This window comes from Microbulbifer sp. THAF38 (assembly GCF_009363535.1).
GTDB lineage: Bacteria > Pseudomonadota > Gammaproteobacteria > Pseudomonadales > Cellvibrionaceae > Microbulbifer.
In genome coordinates, this window is the sequence record NZ_CP045369.1 from 4,642,232 (window position 1) to 4,657,886 (window position 15,655).

The window sequence follows — 15,655 nt, forward strand, 5'->3', positions numbered from 1 at the left end:
ACCTGCCGGGGTTTTGATAATTTTAATTCTTGGGAAAGAAGGTTATCTGCTGCGTTTCCCAAAGAATTTCTTAGGTGTTGGTTTTGCTATGAGGGGAGCAAAAAATAACCGTATTAATAAAACCAACACAATACAAACCGCCAATGGAACTACTGTTAAAAAGTAAAAAGAAACATATACCGATAATAGAACTGCTGCACCTTCCAAAGTCAGATAAAGCAATTTTGAAAATCCTGCAATCAGATAATTCGTGCCACAACTTAAACATCTAGCACCATCACCAGTCAGGCCAGCCAATGCAGCCATCAGTGGAATTTTATACTTCTTGCACGTTCTACAATATGCACCCATTTATAAAACCCACTAATTTTGACCAGAGAGAAAAGTGTTAGCAATATTACCCAACCTGCGTTCTGCTAAACTCGTACCGCGGCATCTGAAATCTGCGGTAATATCGGTCGAGTATAATCAACAGTGGAAACATTCAAATTTAGTTCTGAAGCTAGGGATTCAATGCCATAGTACACATCCCCCATACCAGCTACGATTCCAAGTGATGGCCCAGCCCCAGCACCACCTATGGCAACACCACTTACAAGTCCTGCAAGTTGACGACCAGCTATAGTCTCTCCACTTTCTAACAACTTATTACCACCCGTCTTAATTTGCTTTTGATTTGCATGTAACGCAATTCCCAATGCTTCCCCAAGCAGCATATGCTCCACTGTATTCGCCTGAACAGCTTCTCCTGCACCAGCTCCTCCTAGGATTCTGTTCTCATGCCGAGTGTATCTATACAAACCTCTAAAAAAGGAGCCCACTCCACGGAAAAAGCTTCCGCCACCCTTTTGTGCAAAGACATCACCCCGAGGCCAGTCGTACCTTATCTTTCCATTTTCCCTAGCGCAATCAGCGAGTTAACAACCATTTTTCCCGGCGCCACTGGCTCTTCACCATTTTTTTGCCCCGACGCGAGTTTTACCTTAGCCGGATGTTTTTCCAGAGGCAACGGCGCTTTCTGTTTAGCCGCGCAGGCGCTGGTGCGCATGACCGCCGACCGGCGGCTAAATGCAGGGGCTGCCCCTACAGAGGAAAGCCCCATCCGCAACGAAGTGCTATTTAAGCGCTTCAAGCTACTGGAGACTTTTGATGATCAAGACAAGGACACGGTGATTCGGGTGATCGATGCGATTATCGCCCAGCGTCAGGTGGAACATGCTATGCGGCCATTGGAGCGCTAACTACTGGTAGTTAGCGCTCTACTTTAGGCGCTCAGGATTCACCCCCCACCAATCATCCTGGTCAAATAAATTTATACTCATTTATTAGCTTTTGATTCTAATGGACTGATATACGCCAAAAGAAAAAAAACTATCACCATCAATATTAAGGTAATGACCAGGGAGTAAATAAAACCTACAACCCCCCAGAAAATCAGAATAAAACTTGGCAATAATGTTGCCATCAATATAGAAACAAACAATCTCATTAGTGATGGGATAGCTGCTCTTCGCCCACAGTTAGGGCAATTCATTAGGCTATCCCCCAGAAGTTTTGCTTTGAGAGAAATTGTGAACGTTCTTTTTTTACAGTTTGGACACCGGCTAAATAGAGACATCAATCAACCTTATTTTCCTGAAATAGCACCCGACATTAAAGACACAGGATCTCTAACGCCTTGGTCAAATAAATTAAGCCCTCGACCAAAACCAGAGACGGTTGTAGCAGAACCTGTAAGCCCTCCCCACAATGTCCCTTTCTTTAAAAGCCCCCGAGGCCCATATCTCATCACTAAGCCAACCATGGCACCCTGTGCAAGTTGTCTGCCAGCAAAATAAGCTTTATTGCTTGAAATTGTATCGAATACAGCATTATTAACTTCCGAACGGAAGTTAACCATTTCTCCGTTAAGTTCTATCTCGGCGCTGGAATAGTATAAAGCTCCAGCAGCACTTAGCGCTTGGTCTGCAAGCAACGCATGCGCCTTCTCTTCAGGCCCAAAGTCACCATTCAAAGCTCGATAATGCCAACGTACCCGAAATAAATCCTCGAAGAGCCCTTCAGCCCCACTTCGCATAAGTTGGAGGGTAGATGGCCCCTTTTGTGCAGCTCCACCGCCACCGATACTACCAGAAATTAATGAGCGGGAATTTACACTTACCATTGCCGCACTATTAGCGTCTAAGCCTCCATAAAGCCTCGCACTATCAATTTTATCAGGATCTAAACTATCAAGGACATCTCGCAATGAACGTGTTCCTGCATGATGTACAAGACCGTATTTTACGCCATCAATAACCTCACTAGTTCTTGTTGGGCTTAGAAAGACTAAACCACCCTTACTTGGGGCTGGCGGGTTCCATCTTCCTGTAACGGTTACCTCTTCAACAGGGCCCGACTCTGCGGTATCGTCCTTCTCTTGCGGCCTCTCATCCCATGCCGCATAACCACTGGGATCAGTAAAACTCAACGGGTTATTAAACACATAGCTATAGCGGTTCCAGCTCTGGCTATAGGTCGGTGCCTGCACAATGGGATCGGGACTGAGAAAGCGGCCCAGTGTGGGGTCGTAGATACGCCCATTCATATGGATCAGGCCGGTTCTGTCCAGGTGCTCGTGGCCGGTGTAGCCGCGCTTGGTGGTGAGGCCTTGTACTGCCAGCAGTTCCTGTAGTTGTTGCTGGCCCAGGTCTCCGCTCCAGTCCCCTTGGCGGCGACTGCCGTCCGGGTTAAAGGCGAGATTTAAGATCTCCAGCCCGGCTTCATCGGTGATTTTCTCAACGGAGCCCAGATGGTCCCGGTGCAGGTATTGGTATTCGCCGCTGGTGCCGGTGAGGTCCCTAATAGCGATATGCTGAACACTGCTGGCCAGTGCGGTTTTTTCGATAGTGAGAATGCTGGCATCTGCGGGGATCTGTTCCTCGTAGCTGCCCACAATAAAGGCCTTTTCGGTTTTGAGCTGGCCACCTTCCATCCAGCTGCTTTCGCGATAGAAGCGCTGGCCATCCGGTCCATAGTGGAAGCGGTCTCTGGCGGTCGGTGTGCTATCGCTTTGACTGCTGCCCAGCACAATTTCCGTGGCCAGTTGGCGCGCATTCCAACTGATCCATTTGTCGTCACCGCTGGCGGCGTCGTAGTGTTCAATAGCGCCGTTGGCATCGTAGTGCAGGCTGTGGGAGATGCCGTTAATGGTGACACTACTGACCGCATTGGGACCGGCATTGCCGAACTCACCGTACTGGTAGCCGCTGACCTGGGTGTCGTTGCTGACACTGGAGGTCTTGGCGAGGATATTGCCGAGCTTGTCGTACTGGGTGCTGAGCACGCGGTCACCACCGACTTGCATGGTGGCGTGGCGCAGGCGATTGAGACCGTCGTAGCTAAAGTCTTCCTGCTTTTGCAGTGCCTGGGAGGCGTTGTAGGTGAGGCGACTTTGCAGGGTGCCGTTGGAGCGCCAGCGGTATTCGTTATTTTGTACCTGACCGCCACCAGTGTTGATAGTTTGCAGGCGCCCGGTATCGGGATCGTAAGTGCGATTGGTGATCAGGCCGTTGCCGTAGCTCTCCTGCTCTACCTGACCCCAGGCGTTGATGCTGTCAAAGGTTTGCAGGGAATTGTTGCCGGCTGCATCGCTGCTGAGGCTCTGCATATAACCGCGCGCGTTATAGTGGTAGTGGGCTTCGACATTGTTGGGGTAAACCACTTTGTTGGTGCGCCCGTAGCTATCGTAACCGTACTGGTGTTGGTAATTACGGCTGGCACCAGCGGCTAGTAACTGGGTGCGGATACTGTCCAGCTTGCTGTCGGAACGGTAGATGTACTCCTCAAAAAACACCTGTGAGCCGTTTTCGGTATAACTGCGGCTAAGCAGGCCGCCCTTTGCATTCACGGCATCGTATTGCCATTGGGCCAGGCCCTGGGCATCTTGCTGCTCCAGCAGACGACCCAGCTGGTCGTACAGGTAGGTAATGCTCTGGCCTTTGTTATCGGTCTGCCGCTGCAGCTCGCCAAAGGCGTTGTAACTACTGGAGACGGAGCCCAGGTTGGCATCGGTCATGCTGGTGCGGAAGCCGGCATAGTCGAAGACAAAACTGGATTCGATATTGCGGCTGCCCCCGTTAACCAACACGGTTTTTGGTAAGCCACTGCCGTAGTAGGTGTACTCTGTCGTTACCGCTTCGCCGGTGGCGTCATCGATCGTGCGCGCCAGGTCGCCATTTAGGTCGTAGTAGCTCTCCTGCACCTGGGTGTTGTTACCACTCCCCCCCACTACCGATTCCGTTACGCTGACTTTAACCTGCTTGCCACTGTTGCCCGTCGCTACGCTGTAATCAATATCCACCGTGCCGCCACCGGCTTTCTCTATATAGTCGAGGCGGTTACGCAAGTCATATTTGTAATTGGTAATCGGTTTGTAACCATCGACCGCTGCGTTACCTTGGGCAAAGAAAGGGGCCGTCTCCATATTAAGCCGCCCGAGAGGATCGTACTTGTATTCGCGGCGGGAGACGTTGTTACCGAAGAAATCCTCTACATCCTGCTGTACCAAACGGCCCAGTTGGTCGTAATAGTATTCCGAGGTGGGGGTAATTGCCGAGCTGGTCTGTACCCAGTAAGGCACTTCGATACTGTCAACAACGGGGCAATTAGCGAAACAGAAGTTGTACTGGGTGCTGAATGCCACTCCATCGGCATTGGTGCTGCTAATCTCGCGGCCAAAAGGATCGTATTGAATACTGCTGGACTGGAGATTCGCATCGGTCACCTGAGTGATGCTGCCAAAGCGGTGGTCGTAGTCCATGGTAATGGTGTGACCCAAGATATTACTCAGGCTAGTCGGGTAGCGCCGATCGGAGAAGGCGCCGTTCACCTGGGTGCTGCGCGTTTGCGTGCTAGAGCCATTAATTGTGGCATCGACCTTGCCGGTGGCGCTTTCACTGGTCACATTGCCGTAGTCATCGTAATCATAGGTGACCACCATCTGGTATTTGGCATCACCGGGATACTGGGTAGCCGTATGCACCTTATTCGTGTTGCCATAAGGGGTCATGGCGCTACTGGACTGTTGATCTGGGCTGCCGCTGGTATCGCCACTAAAGTGACGCTGTTCCTGGGCACTGGGGAAGCCGATCAGCCAATTGCCGCTGACGCGGTTTTCCAGCAGCGTGGTGCTCTCCACACTGCGCTGGGTATCGCCGTAATTACTGGCCGGCAGCACCTCACCCCAAATACTCTGGGAGTCGTTGATCTGGGCAGTTTTCATTACACGGCTGGTACTTACACTACCGCTTAACAGATCACCCGCGTCGCCATAAGAGATAGCCTGGGGTGCGTTATCGTTGACTATATACCCAAGTGTTTGCCCTCCCTCTAACTGGGTGTCCAAGCTTTGCGCCATATAGGGGTAGTAGGTCTTGCTATCACCGGCATGGAGCTCAAGGGCATCGTAACTAAAGCGCTGGTTAGTGAGCAGTTCGCCAAACTGATAGTTGTTAAAATACTGAACCTGCCGCGCCACCTTGCCAAAGTAAGGGAAGTCCTGACGGAACTGGCGGTAGGTGACGATATTGGCTTCGGGATCGTAAATGCGCTGGGCGTGATAACCGAGGAAGCCCCAGCCTTTGTCACTGCTCAGGCCGACACCCTGATAAGCGTACTTGGTAGTATGCCAGCCTAGCCTGTAGCCGTTGGAGCGTTCCACCTTGGTCACTACCGTGCGGTAATCCCCGTTTACTGCCCGGCTGGTAGGGCTTGTGTCGGGAATAGTCACCATCGAACCAAAGAGGGTGGTGCCTTCATCAAAGCGACCGACTTCCTCTTCGCCGGGGTTATCGGAGATACGTTCCAGCGTAAATTTGGTTTGGGCGCCGAGGCCATTGGTGACCGTTTCAATGCCGGTTTCAAAGTCATCCGGGTTGGCAGAGTCGGTAAATTTCCAAGTAAATTCCAGCGGTTTCAGGCACTGACGACCGGTACCATTTTCATCATAAGCACACAGCTGTACCTGCTTGAGGCGGCGATAATGGGCCTGCTCGGGATCGGCGGGCTCCTCTTCGGAGATCAGCTTGTATTCCCGCTGCAGTTTGCCGTCCAAGTGCACGCGGATATGGTGCAACAGCACCAGCTGTTCCTGCTGGATTTCCTGCAGGGGCACTGGCGGTGCATCGGTACGGGTACCGTACTGGAATTCTATTTTTGCATCGCCCTGGTTGCCGTAGGTAATTTCCAGGGGATAGTTAATACCCTCGATAAGATCGCGATGATATTTATAGGCCATCGTATTGCCGAAGGCATCGGTAACTTTATTCAGGCTCCAGGCAAAGTGCGAAGTATCTTCCCCTCGCAGGCTACTATCCGCCGTTGCTCCATACTCATTGATTGAGCCATTGGGGTTTTTGACTTTGAACCAGATCTTACCGGCACTATTTTTCTGTAACTCAATCAGGCGGAAGCTATCGCGCAAGGTGCGATACTGGGCGCCCCCTTGCCAGTGAGTACCAGAGGCCAAAACTAAAGGCTCACCATCCAAACACAGTGAATCCGCGTCAGTCAGTCGAACTCTATCGCTATTGGGCCTATTCACCACACAGCGGCGAATACTGCTCAACCCGCCCAATCGCCAACCATAACCGAGGGTATCTTCCGGCAGGGCTTGCGTCATACGCTTCTGGAAACGGGCACTGGTGTAATGCAGGGATAAATTGGGTTGCAAGCCATTGACGCCGGGCGCCGGCTGCAGGGGGACATTAATAATGGCATTACCGGTGGCACTGACATCGGCACTATATGGCAAGGTGCCCGGTGTAGTTGCTTGCTCGGTGGTGACCGCTGGAGCTTCGTCTGTATTGGCCAGACTATGCACTTTGATCCAGGGGCTTAGTACCGAAGCACAATTATCCGCAAAATCAATACAGGCAGTCAGCTTATATTGGTAGGTACCAGGTTGGCTGCCGCCATCGAAGAAACTGGTTCCAGTGGTGCTGGCTAAGACCGTTAGCCAGCAGTTACCATCAGATTTTTCCGTACACCCACTTTCATCTTCTCCCTTACGAATGCGCTCCAGTTTATAGACACTCGCCCCAACATCTTTCCAGGTGATGGTTTGGTCCAGTTTAAAAAACTGCGTGGGATGATTATCAGAAAACTCAGGCTCTGGCGGTGTGGGGGGGCTCAATCGTTTTGTTGTGGACCAGGGGCCACAGCCGGAACGGTTACAAGCCCTAACCCGAAATTCATAGTCGCTCGCAGTGATATCTTTGCCTGTGGTGGCCTTACTGATATTCACTAATATAGAGGTGGGCTTAGTGGTAAAAACATCACTAAAACCACTGCCGTTTACATTCCATTCCAGGTCATAGTTAAGCACCGGATCGGAGGGATCAGGATTACCGACAGAATTCCACTTTAGTTGGAAACTAGGCCCTGGTAGCGTACTGCCACCCGGCTCCTGCCAGCCACTAACCTGGCCGGGGTAATGTTTAACATAGAGGGTGGAAGAGTAGCGCCAGCCGCTGTATTGATAAAGGCTTCCGGCCTTACCATAGGCGCGTACTCGATATCGATACTTGCCGGTGGGCATAGTGCCCGTTGTGGTGGGTAACGATCTGCTTCGAGTGCCGCTACTTACTTTGGGACAGCTGCTCTCAGATTGCCAGCTGCCATTAGTTTCCTGACACCACTGGTAGCCAGAGGCTGCAGGTCCTCCGCTGGGAGCACCCCAATTAATTGTATATTTTCCATTGGTATCAGTACTTCCGCTCTCTACAGAAGAAAACGTTAGCGATGAGGGCGTATTGGGTTTAAGTGCAACATTAACATCATGATAACCTGTCACATATTTTTCAAAATCCCACTCTTCACAACGCCCACTCAACCTATTCCAAAATAAACAAATCTTAAACCAGGCGGTATAACTATAAGACCCAGTGGATGAAACAGTAATCGACTTACTGCTTACAGTATTCCCTATGTCCCCGATATAAATATCCCTAACTTTCCTCCCATCCTTATTCTCAGTAATGTAATGAACTACCCCCTGCCAAGTCAGAGTAAATTTTCCATCGGAATCTGTTGAAGGTCCGGTTAGAGTGTCTATACCATTTAAGGGAGCTGAGATACTTACATTTGGTACAAAAGTAAAAATACCAGCTATAAAAACCAGTAAAAAATAAGCAGTAAGTCTAAAGCGCATCCGTTCACCCACCTTAATTGGTACCAAAAAACCAAAAAACCAAAAAACCAAAAAACCTTCTAAAATAAGGTTTATGAAAAAATCGACGGAATTTTAAAATAAAATTAATAAAGTGCAAATAATTAATTATTTTGAAAATTAAAAAATGTAATTCCTGACTTTCAGTCGCGCAAACAAAATAATTTCCAGAAAGAGAAAAAATTTTCTGAATAATTTATATTTTATATATGCAGCAGCAAAATATTTATATCCTCTACACACGATGGTTATAGATCGTATTTCTAGCTCACAATACTGTGAGTGTTTGAGCGAGCAGGGTTAACTTACCCGTATTTCGATCCTACATGTCGATTACCTTCTTTACATCTCTTTCAATCCATGAATCTAATGCATCCTATTCATTTTTTATTTTATTATCTGGATGACTTAAGTACTCTCGTACGGAAGTATTTTCGGCGATATAACTTCGTTTCCAGTTCCTCGCATTCAAACCTTCATCCTTATAGGATGTCATCAGTTCATCTAAGATACCTAAATAAGTTAATTCTGTGTCTCCCGACCGAAAAAAGTTTAAAGGCTTTCAGATTCTTCTGTACCATCTTTTTTAGTTTTATTCGTAAATTCAATTTCCAGAACTTGAATAGAAGTTTTCTAATCTCTTGCAATTACTGCATGACAGTAGCGACGAGGACGATTATTGACTAGATATTGAGAACGGCAACGCATTTTAGGCTCATCACCTATCTTGCTCTCAACTTTCCGACTACTTATTTTGATTATAACCTTCTCAAATCAATGGTTGCTTCAGGGCCGAAAGGAAATTGTTCCCAAATGCCACTGAAAACGGCTTGCTAGCCGAATAGTAAAAAAGCCACCACTCTAGATCAGAAGTAAGTGGACTACACGATCATGTGTAAACACTAGCCGACGATGGACCTCGCCCCTGGCCTCTTTTAGGGATATCCCGAACGGTCACAAGGGTTTGCAATCTTTGTCAAAGCCTTGGATACACTTTTCTTTTAAAGCCGCTTTAGAATGACAGGATCTAGGAGTTCAATGATTTCTTTGGGGTGGGGAATTAAGAAGGAAAAGCGTTTATTCATTTAAAGCATCCAAGCTACGCCTATTTCATTCAGCATAGCTCAGATTGCTGTAAAAGTATGATGCATTAATGTCTAGTATGATACTTTATTGTCAATTTACATAAGCCATCCATGGCCTTAAAGAATTACTCCACAGTGACCGATTTAGCCAGGTTTCGCGGCTGATCCACATCGGTGCCTTTCAGCAGTGCCACATGATAGCTAAGCAGCTGCAGGGGCACTGTGTAGAGGATTGGTGCCAGGCTCTCTGGAGAGTCAGGCACTTCAATCACGGTGATTCCTTCCTCACTGGTGAAACCGGCCTTGGGGCTGGCGAATACAAACAGCTGGCCGCCGCGTGCGCGAACTTCCTGTAAATTGGACTTCAGCTTTTCCAGCAGCTCATCATTGGGAGCCACAACAATCACCGGCATATCCGCATCCACCAGGGCCAGCGGGCCATGCTTGAGCTCTCCGGCCGGGTAGGCTTCCGCGTGGATATAGGAGATTTCCTTGAGCTTTAATGCCCCCTCAAGGGCAATGGGAAACTCAACACCGCGTCCGAGGAACAATGCATGGTTCTTCTCAGCAAAGGCCTCGCTGGTCAACTGAACCAGTTTATCGAGGCCGGTAAATTCCTCCATCAACTGCGGCAACTGATGCAAAGCATCCACCAACTCTGCCTCGCGCTCACTAGGCAGCCCATTGGCCTTGCCCAGGGCAAGGCAGAACAGCTGCAGAGCCACCAATTGAGTGGTAAAAGCTTTGGTGGAAGCCACGCCAATTTCAGGGCCCGCCTCCGTCATCAGCGACAGCTCGGATTCTCGCACCAGGGAACTGTTGGGCACATTGCAGATAGTCATAAAACCCAGGTAGCCGAGTTCTTTGGCCTGGCGTAATGCCGCCAGGGTATCCGCGGTCTCACCAGACTGGGAAATAGTCACGAACAAGGTGCCGGGGCGCACAACCGTCTTGCGGTAGCGGATTTCACTGGCCACTTCCACCGAGCAGGGAACGCCCGCCCAGTCCTCCAGCCAGTAACGTGCAACCATGCCCGCATGGTAACTGGTGCCACAGGCGACGATCTGCACCTGCTCAACCTTGGGCAAAATCTCTTGGGCGCGGCTACCCAGCGCTTGCGACAGTACCGAGTGGTCTCCGATACGCCCAGCCAGGGTCGCCGCAACAACTTCAGGCTGCTCAAAGATTTCCTTTTGCATATAGTGGCGATAGTGACCCTTTTCGGCCACGTCATGGCCGGAGTCGAGCTTATGCACCGGGCGGCTAACTTCCTCTCCGCTCTTATCGCGGACCGAAATACCCGTGTGGCGCACCTCTGCCACATCACCTTCTTCGAGAAAAATAAAGCGATCGGTCACCTGGCGCAAGGCCATCGGGTCCGAGGCGATAAAGTTTTCCTCAATGCCGACGCCCAGAACCAAAGGGCTACCGTAGCGCGCACAGGCCAGGACCTCAGGCTCCTCACTGCTGATCACGGCGAGGGCGTAGGCACCCTCCAACATTTTGGTCGCCTTGCTCACCGCATCCATTAAGCCCAGCCCCTCTCCACTGAGAGAGTGGATCAGGTGAACCACCACTTCGGTATCGGTATCCGAAGCAAACTCATAACCCTTGGCCTGCAACTCTTCGCGCAGTGCTTGGTGATTTTCGATAATACCGTTATGTACCAGAGCGATGTGTCCGGACATATGGGGATGGGCGTTTTCATCGGAAGGCACCCCGTGAGTCGCCCAGCGGGTATGGGCAATTCCCTGATGGCCCCCAGCGGGTTCTGCCTTCAATTTGGCTTCCAGGTCAGCAACCTTTCCCAAACTCTTGCGTAACTGTAACCGGCCATCATCACCGCGTAGACAGACGCCTGCAGAATCATAGCCCCGGTATTCCAGGCGACGCAGGCCCTCAAGAAGGATACCGGTCACATTGCGCTGGGCCAGTGCCCCAACAATTCCACACATATCTTTCTCCTCGCAATTCCTAAAAGTCTTTTGTTTATTCTCTCGCTAACCGCCAGCCACCGAACTTGTGGATGCGCAGATAACCCGCACCCCCAGCTTTTGCAATTGCTGGCGCGCGCTCTCCTCCAGCCCGGAATCTGTCACCAGTACATCCACTTGGCTCCAGGATAGTTCCAAATTGGGGATTCGCCTGCCGACCTTGCTGGACTCCGCTAATACCACTACTTCCCGTGCAACTTCCGCCATTACCCGGGAAAGACCTATCTGTTCGTTGAAGGTGCAGGTACCGCGCTCCAGGTCTATGCCATCGGCACCAATAAAAGCTCTGTCGAAGTCGTAATCACGCAATACCTGCTCTGCCACCTTGCCCTGAAAGGCTTCGAAGTGCGGGTCCCAGGTGCCGCCGGTCATCAACAGGGTTGGCTCGTTCTCCAACTCCCGTAGGGCGTTAGCCACGTGCAGGGAATTGGTCATCACCACCAGACCGCGCTTGCACTCCAACTCGGGGATCATGGCCGCTGTGGTGCGGCCATAGTCGATGACTATTCGATGATGGTCTGGGATTAGGGCTGCAGCGGCGCGGCTGATAGCGCGTTTAACTTCCGATGGACCTTCCTCCACAACCAATTCACGTGGTACCGGTATGGCACCACCTCGGCGACGCAGCAGCAGGCCGTGGTTTTCCATCGCGGTGAGGTCCTTTCGAATCGTAACTTCTGAAGTTTCGAAGCGCCGAGCCAATTCTTCGACACTCGCCTCTCCGGCCTCATTCAAAAGACTCATAATGCCATGGCGGCGCTGTTGTGTATTACGTTTTGACATAACCACTTAACTTTCGTTTCGAAACTTAAAGATAGCAAAGTGAAAGATAAGTTCCCACACAGATTTCAAAAAAATGAAGGCCCGGCGGCCCAGCAGGATACGGGCAAGATAGATAGTGGCAGCTCTTAAACGGTACTTAAGCTGAAAGGGCGGATAACATCGCCTTGAGAAAACGCGCCAACTCACCGCCGGTTACCGCGCGGTGATCCGCACTAATGGAGAGAGGCAGTAGGGGACGCATCGCCGGCCAGCGGTCTATCACCACGACGCCCTGGCAAACCCTGCCAGCACCGACAATCGCCACTGTTGGCGGCAGCACGACCGGTGTCGCGTAGCGACCGGCGATAGTGCCAAAATTGGATAAAAGAATGGTTGCACCCTGTAGGTCACTCTGGGCAATGCCGGTTTCCCGGGCCTGGTGTTTAAAATCGGCCACCTGGGCCATTAATGATTTATCCGAGCGCGCAGCCACATCTTTCAGAACAGGGACAAATAGGCCGCGAGGAGAATCCACCGCCAATCCGATATTAACGGACTTCTGGGGCGTCAGCTGATCATCCTGGAAAAAAGCGTTAAGGGTTGGCTCGGCAATACAGGCAGACTGCACGGCGCGAATCAATTTCAACAGGGCCGGGGCGCTGCCCCACCAACTGGATATATCCGCATCATCACACAGGGTAATCTGTGCCACCTGGTCCCGGGCACGACTCATGGATATACCCATGGCACGCCGTGCCGGTGTCATAATCTCTCCCGGCTCTGAGGTTTTTGCTACCTCCTTCACCGGCACTGGTGATTGTCTTTGCTCGGCGTTTTCCTCCACGGCACTAAATTTAGCCCCCGCAGCAGCGCGTACCTGTGCTGCAGTGACCAAAGCGCCATCCGTGGAGAGTTTTTCCAGCTCCACTCCCAGGCGGCGGGCCAAGGCGCGAACCGAAGGTGTTGCCAGCCGTTTGTGAGCCTCGCTGAAATCCTGCTCGACGCCGAGGACATCCTCTCCTTGCTCCAACTTGCCCACGACAGTCCCACTGTCGGCCCGCGCTTGATGAGGTGCCGACGCGCCGCACACTTTTTCCTCTTCAGGTTCAGTCGTGATGACGGCCTCTTTGGGAGATGTAACCTCAGCGGGCACCTCTGATGGCGATGCCTCTTGCGCACTACCTTCAGCGACAAAACCCACAAGGGGTTCGCCCACATTGACGGTTTGATCCGGCTGCGCGAAGAGTTTTTCAATCTTCCCCCCCCAAGGGGCGGGCACTTCCACTAGCGCTTTGGCGGTCTCGACAGTGACCAAGCTCTCGTGGGCGGCAATTTCATCTCCCTCGTGTACATGCCATTCCCGCACTACCGCATCGGGCAGGCCCTCACCGAGGTCCGGTAAAGTGAAAATTTTCATGCCACCCCTCCACTGGCGTATTCGAGCACTTCGCGCACCGCTGTCATAATCCGCGGCACACCGGGTAGGTAGGCTTCCTCAAGCTGGAAGTAGGGCATCACCGTATCGAAGCCCGTTACTCTCTGTACCGGGGCGTGCAGCAGGTCGAAGGCGTATTCATTAATCTGCGTGGCCACTTCCGCGCCCAGGCCACAAAAGCGTGCGGCTTCATGTACCAAAACACAGCGATGGGTCTTTTCCAAAGAGTCGATAATGGTGTGGATATCCAGGGGTTTTAGGGTGGCGAGATCTATCACCTCGGCTTCGATACCTTCAGTGGATAGCTGCTCGGCAACCTGTAGGGTTTCCTTTAAAGAGGCTCCCCAGGCGATCAGGGTGATATCGCTGCCCTCACGTAGGACAAAGGCTCGATCTAGAGGCAGTGCTTCACCATTATCGATCACTTCCTGGCGCACCGCGCGGTAGATCCGCTTGGGTTCGAGGAAAACAACCGGATCGGGATCGCGAATCGCTGCCAACAACAGGCCGTAGGCTCGCGCCGGAGAGGAGGGCACCACTAGGCGCAATCCGGGGATATGGGCGAACAGCGCCTCGGTGCTCTCAGAGTGGTGCTCCGGGGCATGGATACCACCGCCATAAGGTGCCCGGTAGACAACGGAGCAGGACAGCCGCCCCCGGGTTCTGTTGCGGTATCGCGCTGCGTGGCTGAGGATTTGATCGAGGGCGGGGTAGATAAACCCCATAAACTGGAACTCTGCCACCGGCCGCAGGCCTTGTGTGGCCATACCGATAGCAATCCCGGCGATCATATTTTCCGCCAGCGGTGTATCCAGTACTCGCTCACAGCCAAAGCGCGCTTGCAGGCCATCGGTGGCGCGAAATACACCACCGTTGAGTCCCACATCCTCACCGAATACCACCACCTTGGGGTCTCTTTGCATCTCAAAGGCGAGCGCCTGGGTAATCGCTTCCACCAGCGTGATTTGCGCCATCAGCTGTCCCCTTGCAGTTGCTGGTATTGCTCGATAAAGGCCTCGGGCAATGTTTCATAGAGATGGTCAAAAATAGCCGTGGGCGCGTCCTGGGATTTTTGCCGATATGCACGAACGGCCTCCTCCAGGATCTCTTTCAACTCCCGCTGCAATTCCTCTTCTTGGGCATCTCCCCAGATCCCCAGCCCTTCCAAATAGGTTCTCAAGCGCCTCAGTGGCTCTTTGCTCCAAGCCTCCTTGAGCCCCTCTGGTGGCTGGTAGCGGCTGGCGTCATCGGCGGTGGTGTGATCACAGAGGCGATAAGTCACCGCCTCAATCAGTGAGGGGCCGCCGCCGGCATGGGCCTGCTGCAGCGCTTCTAAAACGGCTTGGTAAACAGCGATGACATCATTGCCATCCACTTGCAAACTGGGGATTCCCGCGGCAATCGCTTTCTGTGCAAGGGTTTTACAGGCAGTTTGCCCGGAGCGGGGCAGGGAAATCGCCCACTGGTTGTTATTGATCACCACCACCAACGGTAACTTCCAATCCCCCGCCAGGTTGATAGCTTCGTAGAAATCCCCTTTAGACGTGGCACCGTCACCGCCACTGGTAACCGCAGCGCGTATGGGCTCACCGAGTTGCTCGTGTTTATATTTGAGGGCAAAGGCAACGCCGGCGCCGTGCAGCATCTGTGTCGCTATAGGCACGCTTAGCGGCAGGTCTTCACGTGCATGGCGATAATTCTGGCCGCGCTCGTCCCCTCCCCAAATAGCGTAGATTTCCTCTATGCGCACTCCGCGCTCCAAAAGGGCGCCGGTTTCCCGGTAGTTGGGACAGTAGATGTCTTCTTTTGCCATGGCGGCACCCACACCCACGCCGATGGCCTCCTGTCCGAGGCTGGATGGGTAGGTGCCGAGCTGACCGGTACGCTGCATCTTCACCGCACGATCATCCACCACCCGCGCCAGGGTCATTTGCCGGTATAGGGCAACCAGAGTATCCGGGGTGGCGAAATCGGGCAGCGCCTGGGTGGTTTGTCCAGATTCATCCAGATACTGTAAAGAGGCGATATCGAAGCTGGCGAGCAGCTGCATTCTGGGCTTGTGCATCGGGCCATTCCTTTTGTTCCCGAAGCGCAAGTTTAATGGAAAGGAGGTATCCCACCGGGTGGGAGGAGTGAAATCCCGCCGGAATTCGATTTTCCAGCGGGTTTC

Annotated in this window: 10 protein-coding genes; 1 reads left to right on the plus strand and 9 read right to left on the minus strand. The window is 52.1% G+C overall.

The window, feature by feature from the left end; all coding sequences use genetic code 11:
• Nucleotides 1-42 precede the first annotated feature (42 nt).
• The 3 genes from FIU95_RS20215 to FIU95_RS21270 all read right to left on the minus strand — a co-directional run bounded on the left by FIU95_RS20215 (nucleotide 43) and on the right by FIU95_RS21270 (nucleotide 1,048).
• Nucleotides 43-306 (minus strand): hypothetical protein, encoded by a 264-nt coding sequence (locus FIU95_RS20215; protein ID WP_152455965.1) that lies wholly within the window; start codon nucleotides 304-306, stop codon nucleotides 43-45.
• 110 nt (nucleotides 307-416) lie between these two features.
• Nucleotides 417-725 (minus strand): hypothetical protein, encoded by a 309-nt coding sequence (locus FIU95_RS20220; protein WP_152455967.1) that lies wholly within the window; start codon nucleotides 723-725, stop codon nucleotides 417-419.
• 158 nt (nucleotides 726-883) lie between these two features.
• Nucleotides 884-1,048: a hypothetical protein gene (locus FIU95_RS21270; protein WP_172975470.1), complete on the minus strand. Its 165-nt coding sequence runs from the start codon at nucleotides 1,046-1,048 to the stop codon at nucleotides 884-886.
• Between FIU95_RS21270 and FIU95_RS20225 the strand changes: the two genes are divergently transcribed.
• The gene (locus tag FIU95_RS20225) at nucleotides 1,047-1,241 is read left to right on the plus strand and encodes a hypothetical protein (protein ID WP_253868765.1); all 195 of its coding nucleotides are present in this window, start codon (nucleotides 1,047-1,049) and stop codon (nucleotides 1,239-1,241) included. The genes FIU95_RS21270 and FIU95_RS20225 overlap by 2 nt on opposite strands.
• Nucleotides 1,242-1,627: 386 nt before the next feature.
• On the opposite strand, the gene FIU95_RS20230 is transcribed toward FIU95_RS20225, so the two are convergent.
• From FIU95_RS20230 to pdhA, 6 genes are all read right to left on the minus strand, one after another.
• Nucleotides 1,628-7,834: an RHS repeat-associated core domain-containing protein gene (locus FIU95_RS20230; protein ID WP_172975471.1), complete on the minus strand. Its 6,207-nt coding sequence runs from the start codon at nucleotides 7,832-7,834 to the stop codon at nucleotides 1,628-1,630.
• A 1,585-nt stretch (nucleotides 7,835-9,419) separates the two neighbouring features.
• Nucleotides 9,420-11,249, minus strand: coding sequence for a glutamine--fructose-6-phosphate transaminase (isomerizing) (gene glmS, locus FIU95_RS20235; protein ID WP_152455970.1), 1,830 nt, complete (start codon nucleotides 11,247-11,249; stop codon nucleotides 9,420-9,422).
• Between the two features lie 45 nt (nucleotides 11,250-11,294).
• Nucleotides 11,295-12,071 carry a DeoR/GlpR family DNA-binding transcription regulator gene (locus FIU95_RS20240; protein WP_152455971.1) on the minus strand — a complete coding sequence of 259 codons (777 nt, stop codon included), beginning with the start codon at nucleotides 12,069-12,071 and terminating at the stop codon, nucleotides 11,295-11,297.
• A gap of 136 nt (nucleotides 12,072-12,207) precedes the next feature.
• Nucleotides 12,208-13,467, minus strand: a complete 1,260-nt coding sequence (locus tag FIU95_RS20245; RefSeq protein WP_152455972.1) for a dihydrolipoamide acetyltransferase family protein — start codon at nucleotides 13,465-13,467, stop codon at nucleotides 12,208-12,210.
• Nucleotides 13,464-14,459: an alpha-ketoacid dehydrogenase subunit beta gene (locus FIU95_RS20250; protein ID WP_152455973.1), complete on the minus strand. Its 996-nt coding sequence runs from the start codon at nucleotides 14,457-14,459 to the stop codon at nucleotides 13,464-13,466. Before FIU95_RS20250 ends, FIU95_RS20245 begins: the two co-directional genes overlap by 4 nt.
• Complete coding sequence (pdhA, locus tag FIU95_RS20255; RefSeq protein WP_152455974.1) at nucleotides 14,459-15,550, minus strand: pyruvate dehydrogenase (acetyl-transferring) E1 component subunit alpha; 1,092 nt, start codon at nucleotides 15,548-15,550, stop codon at nucleotides 14,459-14,461. Before pdhA ends, FIU95_RS20250 begins: the two co-directional genes overlap by 1 nt.
• Between the last annotated feature and the right edge of the window lie 105 nt (nucleotides 15,551-15,655).